Raw genomic sequence first — 19,587 nt, forward strand, 5'->3', positions numbered from 1 at the left:
ACAGTTAAGCCCACGGATTAAAGGCAGGGTCGTTGTTATCATCGAAGTTATCGTTGGCGTTGTTCTCAGCACTGTTATTGCTGGCGTTGCTCTCTGTGCTGTTTCGGCTGTTGTTACTGGCGTTACTGTCTGTGCTGTTATTGCTGGCGTTGCTCTCTGTGCTGTTGCGGCTGTTGTTACTGGCGTTACTGTCTGTGCTGTTATTGCTGGCGTTGCTCTCTGTGCTGTTGCGGCTGTTATTGCTGGCGTTGCTCTCTGTGCTGTTGCGGCTGTTATTACTGGCGTTGCTCTCTGTGCTGTTTCGGCTGTTATTACTGGCGTTACTGTCCGTGCTGTTACGGCGACTGTTGTTTTCCGCGCTGTTTCTGCCACTGCTGTTGGCGTCTTCCACGCCGTTACGCGCATTTTGCTTAGCGGTGATTTTTTCACCCTGTTTCTCGTTATATTCTTCGTATTTTTTAGCGTCAGCTTCCTCTTTGATCTCTTTACGTGCTTCCATTTTATCCTTGAGATTTTGAATCTTGGTTTTAATGGCACTGTTATCGCCCAGCACGCCAGTAGCACCGCTTTGTAACGACATCAGTCCGACACGTATCTGGTAGAAGGGAACCTGTTCAAAACGCTGTAGGTCGGCTTTGTACTCCACCTGGGTTTTACTGCGTTTCAGGTAGGTGTAATCCATACTGATGCCTTTAAAGGCAAAGTCCGTTCCACTGGCAGCCACGTTACTCACCACATTAACCGTGCCGTTAACGCCGTTAACGGTCAGCCCTATGGCGTTAGCCGTAAAGTTAGAACCCGTTACTGTGTAGTAGGTGCCGCGAACGGAGTGAGTCGTGTTGGGCGCGGTCATGGTGAGTTTTTCATTGCTATGGATATTGAATTTTCCCTCGGACCACATCTTCATCGCACCATCGCCGGCTTTGCCCGCATAGATTTTGATGGCGTTATCCGCAGAAAGGTTAAGGTCTTTCTGGGCGTGGATATCCAGCGATTCATCACCAGAAAGATCGTCGAAGGAGATAAAGTTGCCGTTACTGGCGTCGCTGTTTCCTATAGAACGCGACCAGAACCCGCTTTTAGACCACGACCAGGACTCGGCAGCTTCGGCAGTGATGGTATCGCTGTCGCCGATATCGCCTTCACTGCTAATGGTCAACAAGCTTTCACCAACAGGCTGGGTTTGCAGGTTGTTATAAACCCGCCCGGTAATGACCGGCATATGGGGATCGCCATTAATGAAGTCCACGACCACTTCTTCGCCGACCCGTGGAATCTGGTAATAACCCTGCTGACTCCCAGCCCAGCCACTGGCTACACGCAACCAACAGGAGTAAAGATCCTGTTCGTTTTCCGCTTTAAACCAGAGGAATTTGACCCGTACGCGACCGTAATCATCAGTGGCGACGGTGCTGTTATCCCCCTTAGTGGCGTCGGGGGCGTTGACCACCACGGCAGTTTGAGGTCCGCTGGTCCGCGGCCAGGGGGTGTTGCGAGCAGGGCGCCAGTTCACTGTGGCAGGCACCACGCGGAACTGAAAACAGTGGCGGGTGAAATCTTCATCGTTACTGGCGTAACTGTTTTCAACCAGCTGATAGTCGACGGCGGTGACCAAAAAGGATTGACCTTCATCACTCGCCCTGGGGGCTTTAGTTAAGGCGAAGGTATAACCTGGCGCTAATCCAAAGGCATCTCCAACCCCGTCAGATTCCAACTGGCGAGCAGCAAGCTCCTGTTGGCGTACGTTGACGTAATTTTGCCCATCACCCTGTTGGGGATATTGCCCCGGCCATTCACGCTGGGTCGCAACCTTTTGCGCGTGTGACTGGCTGATTTGACCATTTGCGGAAAGATCAGCGTTGCTTTCCAGATAATTGTAATCATCGTGCTGATAAAGGCTGGGAGAAATAGCGGCTGTGGCTTGCCAGATATTAATGCTTTCATCATTCACATATCCGCCTGCCGCGGCTTGATGATATTCAATGCAATCATAGCCAGGAAAAGGCGTGTGAATAGCGGGATCATCGACCAGAATCAGTGTCTGTTTATCCAAAGTATGCTCGAAATAAAAATAGATGCCCTCGTGCTCCATTAAGCGCTGCAAGAAAGCATAGGTGCTTTCCTGATACTGCACGCAGAATTCCCATTCTCGGTAGGTGCCCGTCAGCTTATTTTCAAAAATAATACCAGCATCATTCAGGACCGTTTCGATGATCTGCTTCACAGTTTGCTTTTGCCAAATACGAAATCCGCTATTTTGTGTCAGATACCATAATTCAGGTCTGACCTCCGCACGAAAGGTATAATATTCTTCTCGGTGTTTTTCATGCCCCAGGAAAGCCATGCGAGTGATAATTCCGCTTAAGTAGCGGGTCACGCCTGGGCGAGGTTTTAATTCAAGAGTCAGAGGTTTACCCAGTAAATCAGGCAGAGAAAGGCTGTTATCTTTGCAAAGAAATTCAACATCATACTGGTAGATGCACGAAAGTGCTTCGTGACCTACCATGCTTTTGAATAGTAATGACTCGCTCAGTGGTGAATGTGCAACGACGACACGATCCATAATTACCCTTTCTTTTTATTCCGGCATGGCTACCGCACGGACCGCAAAATATTCTATTTTGCATCCTGAAATAAATTGGCAATAAAAAGCCGAGAGCACTTAATTCAGATGAATTGAGAGCCCTTAGTTATTTGTCGAATTTACAAATCTTCTAACGTTTTTATATTATTTGCTGGCCTGTGTGAAGATAAGAAACTTCCTAAACGCTTTCCTGACGGAAAGCTAACGAGAGCATTTAAATTGTCATCTTTAGTCTGACAAATTGCGCACCCCATGAATATAGCGGCATGCGAGCAAGTCTATTTTGTTTGTGAATTTATTTTGATATGAAAAATAAATTTTTAATATGATGAAAATATGCAATTTGCTTATGGCTGCGGTTAAAGAATTAAATTTCGAGGTGATGATAGATAATGGAGATGATATACAGAGTAACTTTAACGGAAGGTTATTTTCTGAAAACTTGCTTTCCTGAAGCATTCACAAAAAAGAGTAGAATATAAGGTTGCCTTAACACAAATTATAGTATGTAAATGTTGATATTATTTTTTAGACAACATTTATATGTTGCCGATTTGTAACGTGATGATCTTTCATTCTGAAATCAAATTATATTCATGTTTCCAAAAGGTGCGTAATGCACTTTTCAGACCCTTTCATCTCACTAAAGTGCCGCACGATAAGCTAAGGCACACTGTAACTATTTTCATTTTCCTGACAGTCGATGCGGCTGTGATTTGTTAGACTAAATCTTGAGAATGAACGTTCACTACAGGATAATTCATGAAGAATTTTCAGCGCAGTGTGATCGCCGGGCTAGTGATGTTAGTCGCCGCTTGCGATCAAAACAGCAATCAACCAGCCGCAAATATGCCAACAGAAGTTGGCGTGAAAACATTGCAAAGCGAACCGGTTACGCTGGATAGCCAGCTTGCCGGAAGGGTCACAGGGAGCATGACGTCAGAGGTGCGGCCACAGGTAGAAGGCATCATTTTAAAACGCCTGTTTACCGAAGGAGATGAGGTCAAAGCGGGCCAAGTGTTGTACCAGATCGACCCCGCCAGCTACCAGGCCAGTTACGATCAAGCCCTGGCGCAACTGAAAAATGCGCAGGCATTAGTTAAAAGCAGCAAATTAAAAGCCGAGCGCTATGCGGCTCTGGTTAAAGAAAACGGCGTGTCGCGCCAGGATGCGGATGACGCGCTGGCAACCTATCAACAGAATGTCGCATCCGTGGACCAATATCGTGCTGCGGTTGAAAGTGCGCGCATCAACCTTAATTACACCCAAATCAAAGCGCCGATTAGCGGTCGTATCGGTATCTCATCGGTGACACCGGGTGCACTGGTGACCGCCAGCCAAACCACCGCGCTGGCAACCATTCGCGCGCTTGACCCTATCTATGTCGATCTCACGCAATCCAGCGTGCAACTGCTGAAGCTGAAACGCCAGCAGGCGTCGTTGCAGCAGAGCACGGATGTGGTCCCTGTAACGGTGAAACTGGAAGACGGCAGCGCCTATGACCATCCGGGCAAACTGGAACTGACGGAAGTGGCGGTGGATGAAGCGACCGGAACGGTCACGCTTCGTGCGATTTTCCCCAATCCCCAACATGAACTTCTGCCTGGCATGTATGTGCGTGCGAATGTCACGAACGGCGTGAAAACTGATGCGATTTTGGCACCGCAGCAGGGCATTACCCGTGATGCCAAAGGCAATGCCACGGCGCTGGTGGTCGATAAAGAGAACAAAGTCGAGAGTCGTGAGGTGGTGGCCGATCGGGTGATTGGCAACAAATGGCTGATTACTTCTGGGCTTAACAGCGGCGATAAACTGATTGTTGAGGGCACCGGGAAAGTGCAGGCGGGCATGAGCGTTAAAGCCGTCGAAGTGACGCCAAACGACAAAGCTGCGACCAGCGAGGGCAACTGATATGTTGGCTCAGTTCTTTATCCGCCGCCCAGTTTTTGCCTGGGTGATTGCCATCTGCATTATGATGTTCGGTTTGCTCAGCATTAATAGTCTGCCTGTTGCTCAGTACCCGGATGTGGCACCCCCGCAGATCAGTATTCAGGCCACTTACACCGGTGCTTCGGCGGAAACACTGGAGAGCAGTGTAACGCAGGTGATTGAGCAACAGCTCACCGGGCTGGATGGCTTACTCTATTTCAGCTCCACCAGTACAGCCTCAACCGGCCAGGTGAAGATCACGGTCACGTTCCAGCAGGGGACTGACCCGGATATCGCGCAGGTGCAGGTGCAGAACAAGGTACAGCAGGCTGAAAGTCGTCTGCCCACTGCGGTGACAACGCAGGGTGTTACTGTGGAGAAGGCGCAGAGTGACTTTCTGCTGATCCTCGCGCTTTACGATAAAACCAACAAAAGCACCTCTGCCGATGTTGCCGACTATATGGTCAGTAACATGGAAGATACCCTGGCGCGTGTGCCGGGCGTCGGGAGCGTGCAGGTGTTTGGTGCCGAATATGCGATGCGCATTTGGCTGGACCCCAGCAAACTGGCTTCCTATTCATTAATGCCATCCGATGTGACCACCGCGCTTGAGAGCCAAAACACCCAGGTTTCTTCAGGGCAGTTAGGTGCGCAACCCGCCAGCAAAGAACAACAGCTGGTGGCGACGGTGCGTTCGCGTTCGCGCCTGCAAACGCCAGAACAATTCCGCAATATTGTGCTGAAAAGCCAGACGGACGGTTCGGTAGTGCGTCTAAGTGATGTCGCCCGCGTCGAAATGGGTGATGAGGACTACAGCGCCAACGTACTGGCGAATGGTCATCCGGCATCGGGTATTGCGGTGCAGCTGGCGTCGGGTGCTAACGCGCTCTCGACCGCAGAGCAGGTGAAATCCACCATCAATGAATTCCGCAGCAGTATGCCCGCGGGTTATGAGATTGCATACCCGCTCGACAGTACTGACTTCGTCAAGATCTCGATTGAAGAGGTGGTAAAAACGCTGATTGAAGCGGTGATCCTGGTGGTTATCGTGATGTTTGTGTTCTTACAAAATATCCGTACCACGTTGATCCCGGCGATTGCGGTACCCGTGGTGTTACTCGGCACCTTTGGCGTGTTGTCACTGTTTGGCTACTCGATCAACACCTTAACCATGTTCGGCATGGTGCTTGCCATTGGCTTGCTGGTCGATGATGCCATCGTAGTGGTGGAAAACGTTGAGCGCGTGATGCGTGAAGAGGGATTACCGCCGCGTCAGGCCACTGAGAAGTCGATGAGAGAGATTACGGGCGCGCTGATTGGTATCGCATTAGTGCTATCGGCGGTGTTCCTGCCGATGACCTTCTTCAGCGGCTCTACCGGTGTGATTTATCGTCAATTCTCTATCACCATTGTGTCGTCGATGGTGCTGTCGGTGATTGTGGCCTTAACGCTGACCCCCGCGCTGTGTGCCACATTACTCAAACCGCATAACCACGAAAGCGGCACGAAAGGCTTCTTTGGCTGGTTTAACCGCAGTTATGAAAAAGTTCAGGCGCGTTATCAAAACGGTGTAGGCCATGTGGTGCACAGTTCGGTGCGCTACCTGCTGCTGTACGGGGTGTTATTGATTGGCTGTGCAGTGCTCTATATGCGCCTGCCAACCGGTTTCCTGCCGACCGAAGATCAGGGCTACATTATGGTGCAGTATCAGTTGGCACCGGGTGCGACGGAAAACCGCACCAGTGAAGTCCGTAAGCAGGTACAGCAGTACTTCGCCACCAAAGAGAAAGATAACGTTAACGTTAGCATGCTGGTCAACGGCTTCAGTTTTGCGGGGAGTGGCCAGAACGCCGGTATTGGCTTTATCTCATTGAAAAACTGGAGCGAGCGTAAAGGCAGTGAAAACAGTGCTGATGCGATTGCTGGCCGTGCGATGGCGGCGCTTTCCAGCATTCGTGATGCGCAGATTTTTGTGCTGTCGCCCCCGGCTGTTTCTGGGCTGGGCCAGTCAAATGGCTTTACCTTTGAACTCCAGGGTCGGGGAGCCACCGATCGCGATCAACTGCTGAAGATGCGCAATCAGCTGATTGCCGAAGCCAACCAAGACCCGGTTATGAGTGCGGTTCGTGCTAACTCGCTGCCGGATCTGCCACAGTTGGACGTGAATATTGATGATGCCAAAGCGCAGTCGCTGGGCCTGACCATCAGCGATATCAACGACACGCTGAGTGCAGCGATAGGGGGAAGTTACGTCAATGACTTCACCGATCGCGGTCGCGTGAAGAAAGTCTATATCCAGGGCGACCAACAGTTCCGCAGTAAACCGGAAGATATTGACCAATGGTATGTGCGTGGCACCGACAGCAGCAGTAATACCACCATGGTGCCGTTCTCGTCGTTTGCTTCGTCGCAATGGGCGTACGGACCGGATGTGCTGTCTCGTTATAACGGCCTTGCCTCCTATGAAATTGAAGGCTCCGCCGCGTCGGGTAAGAGCTCGGGCGATGCGATCTCGGCGATGGAAAAACTGGCGGCAAAACTGCCTGCTGGCACCACCTTCGCGTGGAGTGGACTCTCGTATCAGGAAAAACTCTCTGGCAACCAGGCAATGTCGCTATATGGCATCTCACTGATTGTGGTGTTCCTGTGTCTCGCCGCTTTGTATGAGAGCTGGTCAGTGCCGTTCTCGGTGATGATGGTGGTGCCGCTGGGCGTGATTGGTTCGTTGCTGGCGATTTCACTGCGTGGATTGGAAAACGATGTCTATTTCCAGGTGGCGCTGTTAACCATTATTGGGCTGTCGGCCAAAAACGCCATTCTGATCGTCGAGTTCGCTGAGGAGCATTACCGGAAGGGTGAGAACCTGGTGAAAGCAGCGATTCATGCGGCAACGATGCGTTTGCGTCCTATCATCATGACCTCGCTGGCGTTTACCGCTGGGGTGCTGCCGCTCGCTATCTCAACTGGTGCCGGGGCGAACAGCCGTATCGCCATCGGTACTGGCATTATCGGCGGTACTTTGACCGCGACCTTGCTGGCCATCTTCTTTGTCCCGCTGTTCTTTGTTCTGGTCCGTCGCGTATTCCCGGCGATTCCGCATGACGATGCACAGTCAACTGAATCTGCTGTTAAGGCGGAGGAGTAATATGTCTGCAAAACTTTTAATGGTGTTTTTACCGTGCTTCCTTGCGGGCTGTGTTTCCCTCGATCCGCATTATGACCGTCCAAAAGGTGCGGTGAACACCACCGCACCTACCGGTGATGCCTATCGTGGATTGCAGGGAACGCCAGGCAATTATCGCGACATCAGTTGGCAGGATTATGTGCTCGATACCCATTTGCGCCAGGTGGTAGCAATGGCGCTGGACAGTAGCCGCGATCTGCGTGAAGCGGTGGCGAGTGTCAAATCCGCCCATGCGCAATATGGTGAGCAGCGCGCCGATCTGTTTCCCACGATCAGTGCGGGCGTGAGTGGGACACGCTCACGTGCGCTAACGGGAGAAGGCAACCAAACGGCGCTCAGCAATACCTACTCCGCAGAAGGCAGCGTCAGTTCATTTGAGTTGGATCTGTTTGGTAAAAATCAGAGCCTGACGCGTCAACAGTATGAAACCTACCTGGGCACGCTGGAGGGCGCACGCAGCACGCGTCTGACGGTGCTGTATAACACCGTGGATTATTGGTTACAGCTCGCCGCTGATCGTAGCAATTTGGCGATTGCCAAAGAGACCGCCGAAAGTGCACGCCAGTCACTGGAGGTGACGCGCAAGCGTCTGCAAAACGGGGTGGACTCGATGGTGGATGTCGCCTCTGCAGAAACCACCTATCAGTCGGCGCAGGCAGATGTCGCGAGCTACACCACCAGCGTGGCGCAGGATAAGAACGCACTTGATTTAGTGGTAGGGAAAAGCGTGCCTGATAATCTGCTGCCGCAGAGTATTGAGTCGATCGGCAATGCGCTACGCACCGTACCGGCTGGGGTGTCATCGGACGCGCTGAATAACCGCCCGGACGTGTTGCAGGCTGAACACAATCTGAAAGCGGCGAATGCCAATATCGGCGCGGCGCGTGCGAACTTCTTCCCCAGCATTTCACTCACCGCCAGCGGTGGCGTGGGCAGTTCTGATTTGTCATCGCTGTTCAAGAATGGCGCGGGGATTTGGTCGTTCGCACCGAGCATTTCACTGCCGATCTTTAAAGGCGGCTATAACGTTTCCTACCTTAATTACACCAAAGCGCAGAAGGAGTATTACGTGGCGGTGTATGAAAAGGCGGTACAAACGGCCTTCCAGGAGGTGGCAGATGCATTGGCTCGCCGTGGCACGATCAACGATCAGTTGACCAGCCAGCGTAATAATGTTGCCGCTTCGCAAACCTACTACCACTTGGCAGATCTGCGTTATCAGAACGGGGTGGATACCTATCTGAATGCGTTAACCGCTCAGCGTACGCTCTACACGGCGCGTACCAGTTTGGTCAGCGTTGAGCAGGCCTATTACCAAAACCTCAATACCTTCTACAAAGTTTTGGGGGGCGGTACGGCATTGAAAGAATCTGAACTGAAAATGTAACCCACCCCCGGGCCGGTTATGTGTCGGCCCGGGTAAAAATGTAACTGGGTTTTTAGCCGCCATTTCAGCGGGAAACGCCTTCGCGTATGATATAAAAAACAATAATTACGCTGTGGACATTTTAGGAGCGATGATTGAGCAAATCAGAGAATGAAGAGTTCTTCCAGCAACGTCAGCAGTTGATTATTTCAGCGGCCAAAATTTGCTTTAGTCAATCAGGTTTTCATGGCGCCAGCATGGCGGATATTAGCCGTGAATCCGGACTGGGAGCAGGGCAGATATACCGTTATTTCGAGAGTAAAGAATTAATCGTCGGCGAAACTATTAAAAGTATTGCCGTGAGCTGGCGTCTTTTTTTGCAAAATAAGCTTCCACAACAAATTAGCACCACTGATATTATTTACACAGAGTCTGATTTTTGGCAGGGTTGGCCGTATCAGGACCGCTGTTTATTACTGGAAATGTATTCGGAAGCATCGCGGAATCAGTGTGTCCGTGATGTTCTGGCGCAGGAAGAACAATTATTGATTGCTGAGCTGGAAAAATCATTCGTTCAACAGAACCCTGGCGTGAGTGCTCAGCAGTGTAATGATCGTATTCAATTTTTATTGATGCTGGTAGACGGGGTTGCCTGTCGCGCTTTTAACGATAAAACCCTGGATCATCAGGAACAAGTGAGAATCAATGGCATTCTCACGCATCATTTGTTTGGCTGACATCAGACCTTGTCAGACTGATTGATGTCACGCGTGACGGCATCGAAGAAAGGCATAAAACCGGCAGGAACGTCACGCTGTTTCATGCAGCGGCGGATAATCATGCCGTCAATGACCAGGGAAATGATATGCAGTCGGGTATTGATAACGTTGGCATCCAGCGCCGGATTAAGCGTCTGTTCCTGAATAATGAAGTTATTTTTCAGCACCTGCCACGCATCATGCATTATCTGACGAATACGTTCGTTACGTGTGGATTCAGATGATACCTCCATCAGCAACACAATACTGTGTTCGACTTCAGGTGGCACAATGTCTTGCACCGAATGTGTCATCCCTCCTGCATGGGCTATTCGCTCAAAATCAGCATTTAATAATGCAATCATGCGTTGCACCACATTGGTTACCAGTGCTTCAATGATGGCTTCTTTATTTTTATAGTATTTATAAATTAAACCAATGCTCACATCTGCCTGACTGGCAATATTCTGAATGGAAGTTTGATGAAAACCTTTTAGTCGCATGCATTGTTCGGCTGCGTCAAGAATTTGTTCGCTGCGATTCATGATATTTACTCGTCACGGAAAAGCTTATTTTACGCAAAAATAAGCGGGCTGACTAATCATGATTGCTGAAATTTGTCGGTCTTAGGGTCGTTTCCCTTTCTTATTATTGCCACAGGGTATTAACATTCAAAAATTTTGACATAAGCGAGCAAATCGAACACCTGTTCAGTTGGTTTCATGTCGCTATCATGATGTGCATAGCAATATTTAAGGAGCAAACCATGAACGTGATGCGTGCCCAGCGTGACCAACTGTTTGAATACGGTCCTTTTACTATCCGTCGGCAAAGACCCGGTGAGGCATTTGGCCCGCTGGCGATCATTGACCAGATGTCGTTGAAAATGGATGCGCTTATTCCGATGCACACCCGTCAAGATGAAGAAATTTTTAGCTACGTTTGGCGTGGTTCGGCACAACACCTGACGGAACAGGGTGAAAAAACCGCGCTGAATGCAAAACGTGCCATGCTGGTGAGTGCAGGAAGTGGGGTGCGCTACGAAGAATCTGCGCCGTTTGTCGAAACCGAGATGCTGCAGGTTTATATCCGTCCGGCAAAAAGCGGCGGTATTCCACGAACACTGGATTTCATTCGCGCTGATGGCCCATCGCTTAACGTCTGGACGTTACTGGCGGGACCCGAAAGTAGTGATGCACCATTACGTTTGGGTCAGGAGGTTTTTATTTATGATCTAAAAGTGGAGCGGGGCGCACAAGTCGAAGTGCCACATATCGCCGGTTTCTCAACCTGGCTGACGTTGCTGGATGGCATTGTAAAGGTTGGCGATGAGCGTTTGGCGCAAGGGGATTCTATAAGTGAGCAGGGCGCATTACCCGCGGTGCGTGGCGAGCGAGACGCGACAGTGATAGCTTTTTTAGTGAGTGACGGCGTCACTTTTATTTGATTGGAATCAGAGAATATTGATGAGGATTAAAGGCTGCCATTGGTCAACGAATGGCAGTTTTTTGTGTAGCGGAGCGGACCGTAGCACCGCTGCTGCTGCCGGGCAGTCCTCGCGCCGCTGACGCGGTGCCCTCGGCTTCCACGTCGTGCCGACGGATCGTTCGGGTACGGCCATCCAGGCCTACCCGAACTGCCTGCCGCTTCCCTGCGGCTGGCTCCTGGCCCAACGTAAAAGCCTCAGCGCTGCGAATAGCCCTTGCAGCATCAGCGGTGCTACGGCCATTTAGATTGTGCCCGCTTTGATAAAACCGATTGAAGCTATGGAAAACTAATCTGGATCATCACTAAACTCGGCAAATCAGCCAAATCAGCCAAATCAGCCAAATCAGCCAAACCCACCAAACCCACCCAGGAATCGTCGTCTCTTGCGCAACTAATTCCTCCAGCCCATTCCAAACTTGTTATCACCCCTCGGCTCAACCAAATGGCATCCCTCGTTCAAGTCGCACGACAAATAAGCAATTGACAACCTACCACTGGTAAGTTACCAATGGTAGGTCGATCATTATCGGAGATTATTCCCATGCATACGCTTATCGTTACGGCCCATCCTGACAGCCATTCACATACGCACGCTGTGGTCACACAACTTGCAGCAGGCATCACGACGAGTGGTTTACACAGCGTTGAAATCGCCGATTTAGCCGCCGAGCAATTCGATCCGCGCTTCAATCAGGCGGATTTCGATCAGTTCAAATTGGGCACTGTTTCGCCAGCGGATGTGTTGGCGGAACAGCAGCGTTTGAACCGTGCGGACGCGCTGGTATTGGTGTATCCGATTTACTGGTGGTCCTTCCCGGCACAGTTGAAAGGATGGATTGACCGCGTATTTACCCAAGGCTGGGCGTATGACGATACCGGCGAAAAGGTCATCAAAAAGTTAGGTCATCTGCAGGTGCATCTGCTGGCACTGGGTGCGGCGAATACGCGCACTTACCTGCGTCGCGGCTATTTCAGCAGTATGCGCAATCAGATTGATGAGGGGATATTTGGCTACTGTGGCGCTCCGATAATCACCAGCGAACTGTTGTTGCCGTCTGATGAAGGCTATCCTGATGCCCATTACGCGCTCGCCCAGCAGTTGGGGCAGCGGCTTTTCACTTTGAAGGAACCTGCATGAACTTACCAACGCGCCAACGTATGACCTTTGACGAGCGCCGCGAGCAGCTAATCAGCACGGCGTGGAACCTGGTGCGCTCGCACGGCAGTGATGCGCTGACCTTAGGACGGGTGGCGGTCGAGGCGGGTGTTAGCAAGCCCGTAGTGTATGAGCATTTTGGTACCCGGCACGGTTTGCTCGCTGTGCTGTATGAGGACTTCGATGTGCGGCAAAACGCTGTGATTGATGCGGCGATGGCAAAGGCGGGGGCCAAGCTGACGGAGCGTGCCAGCACGGTGGCGGCTTGCTATGTGAACTGTGTACTCACTCAAGGAAGAGAGATCCCCGATGTGTTGTCTGCGCTCAACAGCACCCCAGAATTGGCAGAGGTGAAGCGCAAATACCAACTCGATTTTATGGCAAAGTTTCGTCTGTGGTTTGCTGAAGCGAAGCTGCCGCAATCCAGCTTGTGGGGGTTGCTGGGCGCGGCAGACGCCATCTCAAATGCCGTGGTGTGTAGCGATATTCGACAACTGGATGGCGTAAAGGAACTGCAGGGACTGATTGAGGCGCTGGTGCAACGCCATATTATCTGATGCTGTTCACCAGCCAGCTTGCCAATTCGCTGAGTTCCATCTGTTGTTCCGGAAACTCCGCAATCAGTTCTTGCATGGCAGCCTGAAGGGATTCCGGGCGATACACCACACCTTGTAACCTCATCGCCAGCGTTTCTAACGGTGCGGGGTTGAGGCTATCGGTGAAAATCTGGCTGCGGGTAATGGTGCCACGCTCAACATCAAAGTGCATTTCTACGCCGCCCCAGACAAAACGTTCCTGCAGCAGGTGTGAGAAATCCGGTGCCTGGCCAAAATTCCACTCCCAGCTGCTCTGTCGTGCAAACTGCTCCTTAAAGCCGGGAAGGTCTGGCAGCGCTTCAGGTGAAATATATTCGGGCTCGCAGGTTTCGTGGTAATGCGCGAAGTAGGCCGCAATCACCTCGCGACACACGTCTGTAAAACTAATATCCGGGATAAAATCCGCGATATTGGCAACGCGTGAACGCACCGACGTGATCCCTTTGGCCTGAAGCTTTTTGATGTCCGGGTTCAGGTAATCAGCGAGTCGCGAGAGATCGGCATTCATCAGGAAAGTGCCATGGTGAAAACCGCGGTCGGGGGTTTCACGATAGGCGGAACCGGAAATCTTGCGCATTTCGCCCTGCACGTTGACCACAATATCATTGCGCCCAGAGGCTTCCGCGTGCATGCCCAATTTCGCCATCGCCTGCAAAATAATGGCTGTTGAGACGGTTTTATCGTACTCCGGTTTGCCGGCCATAAAGGTGAAACAGGCGTTGCCCAGATCATGAAACACCGCACCGCCGCCACTGCTGCGTCGCGCTAGCTTGATGCCATCTTCTGCCATCCTGCGCGTATTGCACTCTTTCCACGGATTTTGTGCACGGCCAATGACCACCGTTTCGGCGTTCTGCCATAAAAACAACACGCGCTGAGTGGTGGGCATTTGGCGGAAGATGCACTCCTCCACCGCGAGGTTAAACCAGGGATCGTGCGAATCAGAGATCAGCAAACGTAAGGTGGACATGTTTCCTCCAGTTCCTTGAGAAAGAGCCATAGCTTACGCGTTACGGAAAGGAAAGGTAAGAAAAACGCCCTTCAATTGAAGCGCGTTTTTTACCCCTCATGCCACCACTAAATCACTTAATGGCTGGCAAGAACACGCCAGCACATAGCCCTCGGCGATCTCTTGTTCGGTCAGGGTCAGCGTACTGCTAACGCTGTATTCACCGGCAAGCACTTGGGTTTTGCAGCAGCCACATACGCCTTCGCGACAGGCGGCATTTACCGCGACCTGATTGCTCTCCAGTGCCTGCAACAGTGAGTCGCCATGGGCTGCAAAGAAGGTTTTCGCCGCAGACAGTTTGGTTAACATCACGCCTTCACCCGCAGCGGGAGACGCAGGGGTGAAGAAGGGCTCTTTAAAGACCTGTAAAACCCCCATTTCTCGCGCAGTGTTCTCTACCCATTCCATATAGGGTGCAGGACCACAGCAGAAGAGGGTCCGTTCGGTGAGATCCGGTACGGCACTCAGCATGGCCTGTGTTAAACGCCCCGCCATAAATCCTGCGCTTGCCTGACTCTCCGCCACCAGCGTGACGGGATAGTTCTGCCACTCATCCGCGAAAATCACATCCTGCGGTGAGCGCACGCTGTAGATCACCTGCACATCCACGTCAGGGCGATGGGCAGCCAGCCAACGACGCATCGACATCACCGGCGTGATGCCACAACCGGCTGCCAGTAATAGCAGTTTGTTACTGGCGAGAGTGTCACAGGTAAATGCGCCTTGAGCATCCGACAGCCACAGGTAGTCACCGCGTTTCACCTGCTGTGTTAGCCAGTTTGATCCAGACCCGTTTTCGATACGTCTGACGGTCAGTGTGATGTATTCACTGACGCCCGGCGTTGACGATAGCGTATAGGCGCGCAGTGTCTCCTTTTGATGACCGATACTCACGAGGGCGTATTGGCCTGCGCGGTAGGGATAGTAATCATGGCAAATCAGCGACAGCGTCCAGACGTCAGGCGTTTCCTGGTGAATATGATGGACTTGCATGCGCCATGGGCACAGTGGGGTTGGCATGGTCATGGTGTCTCCTATGCGCTCAGCATCTGTTGCATATCTTGCTCGACGGTGGTGACCTGGCGCAGGCCAAATTTCTCATTCAACACGGCAAGCAGGTCCGGTGTCAGGAAACCGGGCGCAGTGGGGCCGGTGACAATATTAGTGACGCCCAGTGACAACAACGTCAGCAGAATCACAATTGCCTTTTGTTCAAACCAAGACAGCACTAACGAGAGTGGCAGTTCATTGACGCTGCAGCCCAGTTTCTCTGCCAGGGTGACGGCCAACATGATGGCTGAATAGGCATCGTTGCACTGTCCGGCATCCACCAGACGCGGTAAGCCTTCAATGTCACCGAAATCGAGCTTGTTAAAGCGATACTTTCCGCAAGCCAGCGTTAAGATCAGACAATCTGCCGGAACCTGGGTGGCAAAATCCGTGAAGTAATTGCGTTCACCGCGTGCACCGTCGCAGCCACCGACTAAAAATACGTGGCGCAATTTTTCGCGGCTGACGAGGTCGATCAGCGTGTCGACCGCGCCGAGCAGCGTTTGTCGGCCAAAGCCCACGGTAATGAGATGTTCAATTTCACTGTAAGGGAAGCCGTTGAGCTGCAAGGCTTGCGAAATTACAGGGCTAAAATCGTCACCTTCCAGATGATTGACACCAGGCCAGCCAACGATGCTGCGCGTCCAGATACGATCCTGATATGAGCCAACATGCGGATCGATGATGCAGTTGGATGTCATCACAATGGGGCCAGGGAAGCGCGCGAATTCAACCTGCTGGTTTTGCCATCCGCTGCCGTAGTTACCCACCAAGTGTTTGAATTTTCGCAGTTCAGGATAGCCATGCGCAGGCAACATCTCGCCATGGGTGTAGACGTTAACGCCTGTGCCCTCGGTTTGTTGCAGCAGGTGATAGAGATCTTTCAGGTCATGGCCGGAAATCAATATGCTTTTACCCGCTACCGCTTTGACGTTGACCTGAGTGGGAGTGGGATGGCCGTAGGCATGGGTTTCACCCGCATCGAGTATTTGCATCACGCTGAAATTCATCTGGCCGATGTCCATCGCACATTCAAGCAATGCATTCATCTCCGCTGGCCAGGTGCCGAGCCACGCCATGAGGGTGTGATAGCGTGCGTAGATGGCGTTGTCATATTGGCCGAGGACATGCGCGTGTTCCATATACGCCGCTGCGCCCTTCAGCCCATAGAGACAAAGCAAGCGCAGGCCGAGAATGTTGTCACCGATAGCGGCTTTATCGCGGTTGGGGATAAAGGCCGCTGCTTGCCTTTGCAGATCGCCGAGGTTGTCACTGACCAGTTGTAAGTCGGCCATTGGGTGTTCGACCTGCGCATGGGCATCGAGCACCAGGCACAGCGCTTTTAGAGCCTCACGTTTGGCAATCGCTTCTCGCGCGTAACCGACGATGCGGATCGGATCAAAGTTGACGTTGGTGAGGGTGGAAAAGAAGGCGCGCGGGGCGAAGCTGTCAACCGCGTGGTCAATCAGGTCATATTCACGCGCTTTGCAGGCCCAAGCCGAGAGCCCTTGCAGCGCTGCAATCAATAAATCCTGTAAGTCGGAGGTTTCAGCGGTCTTGCCGCACATTCCCTGCGCGTAAGAACAGCCGTTGGCCACGGGAGTTCGAATGGTTTGCTCACATTGCACACAGAACATAATCACACCTTGCGTATAAGTTGTATTTTAAATGCATCTTTAAGCTAGGCTTGATTTCGCTGACTGACCAGAGGATTTGCAGGTTACTTAAGGGGAGATTGATTTAGCGTAATTTTGCGCAGGGAGGTTTTAATCGACGTGTAGAGAGGTATTGATGTCAACGGCGAAAAGCGTGCAAAAAACGGGTGCGCAATGCGCACCCGGTACTCGCATCTGTAGGACTGCCATGGCTGGCGGCCGCTGATTACAGAATAGATTTCGCGGTGTTCACCACGTTTTCAACGGTGAAACCGAACTCTTTGAACAGTAGTTCTGCTGGAGCAGACTCACCAAAGGTGGTCATACCGACAATCGCGCCGTGTAAACCGGTGTACTTAAACCAGTAATCCGCGATGCCAGCTTCGATGGCCACACGCGCCGAGACCGCTTTTGGCAGCACAGATTCACGGTAGGCTGCATCCTGCTGGTCGAAAGCATCAGTAGAGGGCATCGACACCACGCGGACTTTACGGCCTTCTCCCGTCAATTGCTCATACGCCGCGACCGCCAGTTCAACTTCAGAGCCCGTCGCAATCAGGATCAACTCCGGTGTACCCTGGCTGTCTTTCAGCACATAACCGCCGCGCACCACGTTTGCCAGCTGTTCAGCGCTACGATCCTGCTGCGCCAGATTTTGACGAGAGAAGATCAAAGCGGTAGGGCCGTGGACGCGTTCGATGGCGTATTTCCAGGCGACAGCCGACTCCACCTGGTCACAGGGACGCCACAGACTCATATTAGGTGTCACACGCAGGCTCGCCATCTGCTCAACTGGCTGGTGGGTTGGGCCATCTTCGCCTAAGCCGATAGAGTCATGGGTGTAGACCATGATCTGACGCACTTTCATCAACGCCGCCATACGTGCCGCATTGCGCGCATATTCCACAAACATCAGGAAAGTCGCGGTGTAGGGCAGGAAACCGCCGTGCAGCGCAATACCGTTAGCGATCGCCGTCATGCCGAATTCGCGTACGCCGTAATGGATATAGTTGCCGGCAGGATCTTCGTTGATGGGCTGAGAACCCGACCACAGGGTGAGGTTACTGGGTGCAAGGTCAGCGGAGCCGCCGAGGTATTCCGGCAGGATTTTACCGAAGGCTTCAATCGCATTTTGCGAGGCTTTGCGGCTGGCAATTTTTGCCGGGTTAGCCTGCAACTGTTCGATGAACTTCTGCGATTCGGATGCCCAGTTGGCCGGTAACGTGTTGTTCACTCGGCGCGTAAACTCTGCTGCCAGTTCCGGGAAAGCGACGGCGTAGGCTGCTACTTTTTCGTCCCAGGCGGCTTCTCTTGCCTGACCGGCTTCTTTCGCATCCCACTGCGCGTAGAGGTCTGAAGGAATTTCAAACGGCGCGTGGTTCCAGCCCAGCTGTTTGCGGGTCAATGTAATTTCATCGCCGCCCAGTGGAGCACCGTGTGAATCGTGGGTGCCCGCTTTGTTGGGCGACCCGAAACCGATGATGGTTTTGCACATCAACAGTGAAGGTTTGTCAGTGATGGCTTTGGCGGCTTCGACCGCTTGCTTAATGGCCTCACCGTCGTGACCGTCCACACCGCGCACCACATGCCAGCCGTAGGCTTCAAAACGGGATGCAGTGTCATCGGTAAACCAGCCATCAACGTGACCGTCGATAGAGATGCCGTTGTCATCATAGAAGGCCACCAGTTTCCCCAGCTTCAGAGTACCAGCGATGGAGCATACCTCGTGCGAGATACCTTCCATCATGCAGCCGTCACCCATAAACACGTAGGTGTGATGATCGACAATATCATGGCCAGGACGGTTAAACTGGGCCGCCAACGTGCGCTCAGCGATGGCAAAGCCCACGGCGTTAGCGATACCCTGGCCTAATGGGCCGGTGGTGGTTTCGACGCCAGGCGTATAGCCATACTCGGGGTGTCCTGGCGTTTTTGAATGTAACTGGCGGAAATTCTTCAGTTCACTAAGGGGCAGGTCGTAGCCGCTGAGGTGTAGCAGGCTATAAATCAGCATAGAGCCGTGGCCATTCGACAGCACGAAGCGATCGCGGTTAGCCCATTGAGGGTTGATTGGATTGTGTTGTAAGAAATCGAGCCACAAAACTTCAGCGATATCCGCCATGCCCATCGGGGCACCCGGATGTCCTGAATTCGCTTGCTGAACACCATCCATGCTCAAAGCACGGATGGCGTTCGCTCTTTCCCGGCGTGTTGACATAAAGATCTCCAGAGGTAAGCAGTCGGCAATTATTTAGTGTGTGAAACCTGTTCGTAGTAACCGATCTTCTCAACTTTGGCTGTTGAGCCGCCACCTTCAAACTCTGAGGCCAGCCAGGCATTCACGATATTTTTCGCCAATTCCGGACCGATAACACGTGCGCCCATGGTCATGATCTGGGCGTTATTGCTTTTACGTGCACGCTCAGCAGAGAACGTGTCATGACATTGTGCCGCGCGAACGCCCTCAACTTTGTTCGCGACGATTGCCACCCCAATGCCGGTGCCGCATAACAGGATGCCACGCTCAAATTCATTTTTCTGAATGGCGGTTGCCAGTGCAAAAGCGACATCCGGGTACATTGGACGGTCATTTTGCGCGTCATTGGTGTAGTCAGTGACTTGATAGTCTTTTTCTTCAAGCAGTTTTTTAATGATGTTTTTCAATTCGATAGCCGCATCATCGGCGCCAATTGCGATTGTTTTCATCGTCATTCTCCAGCAGGGTTTGTTCTTACGCCTGAACGTTTGTTACGTAGGCGAGAAGATGTTCAGTGACAGCCTGCCATAAAATCCATCATATGTTCAATGGTTG

14 protein-coding genes are annotated in these 19,587 nt (G+C 52.0%); 7 read left to right on the forward strand and 7 right to left on the reverse strand.

The window, feature by feature from the left end:
• Positions 1 to 4 precede the first annotated feature (4 nt).
• Positions 5 to 2,563 (reverse strand): type VI secretion system Vgr family protein, encoded by a 2,559-nt coding sequence (locus F3J38_RS09570; RefSeq protein WP_167137548.1) that lies wholly within the window; start codon positions 2,561 to 2,563, stop codon positions 5 to 7.
• Between the two features lie 783 nt (positions 2,564 to 3,346).
• Between F3J38_RS09570 and F3J38_RS09575 the strand changes: the two genes are divergently transcribed.
• The 4 genes from F3J38_RS09575 (at position 3,347) to F3J38_RS09590 (ending at position 9,800) form a co-directional block, all read left to right on the forward strand.
• Positions 3,347 to 4,495, forward strand: coding sequence for an efflux RND transporter periplasmic adaptor subunit (locus F3J38_RS09575; protein WP_167137551.1), 1,149 nt, complete (start codon positions 3,347 to 3,349; stop codon positions 4,493 to 4,495).
• 1 nt (position 4,496) lies between these two features.
• The gene (locus F3J38_RS09580; protein ID WP_167137553.1) at positions 4,497 to 7,658 is read left to right on the forward strand and encodes an efflux RND transporter permease subunit; all 3,162 of its coding nucleotides are present in this window, start codon (positions 4,497 to 4,499) and stop codon (positions 7,656 to 7,658) included.
• A gap of 1 nt (position 7,659) precedes the next feature.
• Complete coding sequence (locus F3J38_RS09585) at positions 7,660 to 9,084, forward strand: efflux transporter outer membrane subunit (RefSeq protein ID WP_167137556.1); 1,425 nt, start codon at positions 7,660 to 7,662, stop codon at positions 9,082 to 9,084.
• 134 nt (positions 9,085 to 9,218) lie between these two features.
• A complete protein-coding gene (locus F3J38_RS09590; protein WP_167137559.1) occupies positions 9,219 to 9,800 on the forward strand; it encodes a TetR/AcrR family transcriptional regulator in 582 nt (193 codons plus the stop codon).
• 2 nt (positions 9,801 to 9,802) lie between these two features.
• Here F3J38_RS09590 and F3J38_RS09595 read toward each other — a convergent pair whose 3' ends face one another.
• The gene (locus F3J38_RS09595) at positions 9,803 to 10,366 is read right to left on the reverse strand and encodes a TetR/AcrR family transcriptional regulator (protein ID WP_167137561.1); all 564 of its coding nucleotides are present in this window, start codon (positions 10,364 to 10,366) and stop codon (positions 9,803 to 9,805) included.
• 221 nt (positions 10,367 to 10,587) lie between these two features.
• Between F3J38_RS09595 and F3J38_RS09600 the strand changes: the two genes are divergently transcribed.
• The 3 genes from F3J38_RS09600 (at position 10,588) to F3J38_RS09610 (ending at position 13,022) form a co-directional block, all read left to right on the forward strand.
• Complete coding sequence (locus F3J38_RS09600) at positions 10,588 to 11,268, forward strand: pirin family protein (protein WP_167137564.1); 681 nt, start codon at positions 10,588 to 10,590, stop codon at positions 11,266 to 11,268.
• A gap of 582 nt (positions 11,269 to 11,850) precedes the next feature.
• The gene (locus F3J38_RS09605) at positions 11,851 to 12,447 is read left to right on the forward strand and encodes an NAD(P)H-dependent oxidoreductase (protein WP_167137567.1); all 597 of its coding nucleotides are present in this window, start codon (positions 11,851 to 11,853) and stop codon (positions 12,445 to 12,447) included.
• The gene (locus tag F3J38_RS09610; protein WP_167137569.1) at positions 12,444 to 13,022 is read left to right on the forward strand and encodes a TetR/AcrR family transcriptional regulator; all 579 of its coding nucleotides are present in this window, start codon (positions 12,444 to 12,446) and stop codon (positions 13,020 to 13,022) included. The genes F3J38_RS09605 and F3J38_RS09610 overlap by 4 nt, the downstream gene beginning before the upstream one ends.
• Here F3J38_RS09610 and lplA read toward each other — a convergent pair.
• The 5 genes from lplA to F3J38_RS09635 all read right to left on the reverse strand — a co-directional run bounded on the left by lplA (position 13,015) and on the right by F3J38_RS09635 (position 19,481).
• Positions 13,015 to 14,031 (reverse strand): lipoate--protein ligase, encoded by a 1,017-nt coding sequence (gene lplA / locus F3J38_RS09615; RefSeq protein ID WP_167137572.1) that lies wholly within the window; start codon positions 14,029 to 14,031, stop codon positions 13,015 to 13,017. The genes F3J38_RS09610 and lplA overlap by 8 nt on opposite strands.
• Before the next feature lie 96 nt (positions 14,032 to 14,127).
• The gene (gene hcr / locus F3J38_RS09620) at positions 14,128 to 15,096 is read right to left on the reverse strand and encodes an NADH oxidoreductase (RefSeq protein ID WP_167137575.1); all 969 of its coding nucleotides are present in this window, start codon (positions 15,094 to 15,096) and stop codon (positions 14,128 to 14,130) included.
• Between the two features lie 8 nt (positions 15,097 to 15,104).
• On the reverse strand, positions 15,105 to 16,757 hold the full coding sequence (gene hcp / locus F3J38_RS09625; protein ID WP_167137577.1) for a hydroxylamine reductase: 1,653 nt from the start codon (positions 16,755 to 16,757) through the stop codon (positions 15,105 to 15,107).
• 244 nt (positions 16,758 to 17,001) lie between these two features.
• A complete protein-coding gene (tkt, locus tag F3J38_RS09630) occupies positions 17,002 to 18,993 on the reverse strand; it encodes a transketolase (RefSeq protein WP_167137580.1) in 1,992 nt (663 codons plus the stop codon).
• 29 nt (positions 18,994 to 19,022) lie between these two features.
• Positions 19,023 to 19,481, reverse strand: a complete 459-nt coding sequence (locus F3J38_RS09635; protein WP_038647043.1) for an RpiB/LacA/LacB family sugar-phosphate isomerase — start codon at positions 19,479 to 19,481, stop codon at positions 19,023 to 19,025.
• Positions 19,482 to 19,587 lie beyond the last annotated feature (106 nt).

Origin of the sequence: Candidatus Pantoea formicae (genome assembly GCF_011752625.1) — a bacterium.
Lineage (GTDB): Bacteria > Pseudomonadota > Gammaproteobacteria > Enterobacterales > Enterobacteriaceae > Pantoea > Pantoea formicae.

Excerpts from the sequence above, each read along its gene's own strand:
- F3J38_RS09570 (WP_167137548.1), bottom strand. The coding sequence starts at position 2,563 with ATGGATCGTGTCGTCGTTGCACATTCACCACTGAGCGAGTCATTACTA.
- F3J38_RS09575 (WP_167137551.1), top strand. The coding sequence starts at position 3,347 with ATGAAGAATTTTCAGCGCAGTGTGATCGCCGGGCTAGTGATGTTAGTC.
- F3J38_RS09580 (WP_167137553.1), top strand. The coding sequence starts at position 4,497 with ATGTTGGCTCAGTTCTTTATCCGCCGCCCAGTTTTTGCCTGGGTGATT.
- F3J38_RS09585 (WP_167137556.1), top strand. The coding sequence starts at position 7,660 with ATGTCTGCAAAACTTTTAATGGTGTTTTTACCGTGCTTCCTTGCGGGC.
- F3J38_RS09595 (WP_167137561.1), bottom strand. The coding sequence starts at position 10,366 with ATGAATCGCAGCGAACAAATTCTTGACGCAGCCGAACAATGCATGCGA.
- F3J38_RS09600 (WP_167137564.1), top strand. The coding sequence starts at position 10,588 with ATGAACGTGATGCGTGCCCAGCGTGACCAACTGTTTGAATACGGTCCT.
- F3J38_RS09605 (WP_167137567.1), top strand. The coding sequence starts at position 11,851 with ATGCATACGCTTATCGTTACGGCCCATCCTGACAGCCATTCACATACG.
- F3J38_RS09610 (WP_167137569.1), top strand. The coding sequence starts at position 12,444 with ATGAACTTACCAACGCGCCAACGTATGACCTTTGACGAGCGCCGCGAG.
- lplA (WP_167137572.1), bottom strand. The coding sequence starts at position 14,031 with ATGTCCACCTTACGTTTGCTGATCTCTGATTCGCACGATCCCTGGTTT.
- hcr (WP_167137575.1), bottom strand. The coding sequence starts at position 15,096 with ATGACCATGCCAACCCCACTGTGCCCATGGCGCATGCAAGTCCATCAT.
- hcp (WP_167137577.1), bottom strand. The coding sequence starts at position 16,757 with ATGTTCTGTGTGCAATGTGAGCAAACCATTCGAACTCCCGTGGCCAAC.
- tkt (WP_167137580.1), bottom strand. The coding sequence starts at position 18,993 with ATGTCAACACGCCGGGAAAGAGCGAACGCCATCCGTGCTTTGAGCATG.
- F3J38_RS09635 (WP_038647043.1), bottom strand. The coding sequence starts at position 19,481 with ATGAAAACAATCGCAATTGGCGCCGATGATGCGGCTATCGAATTGAAA.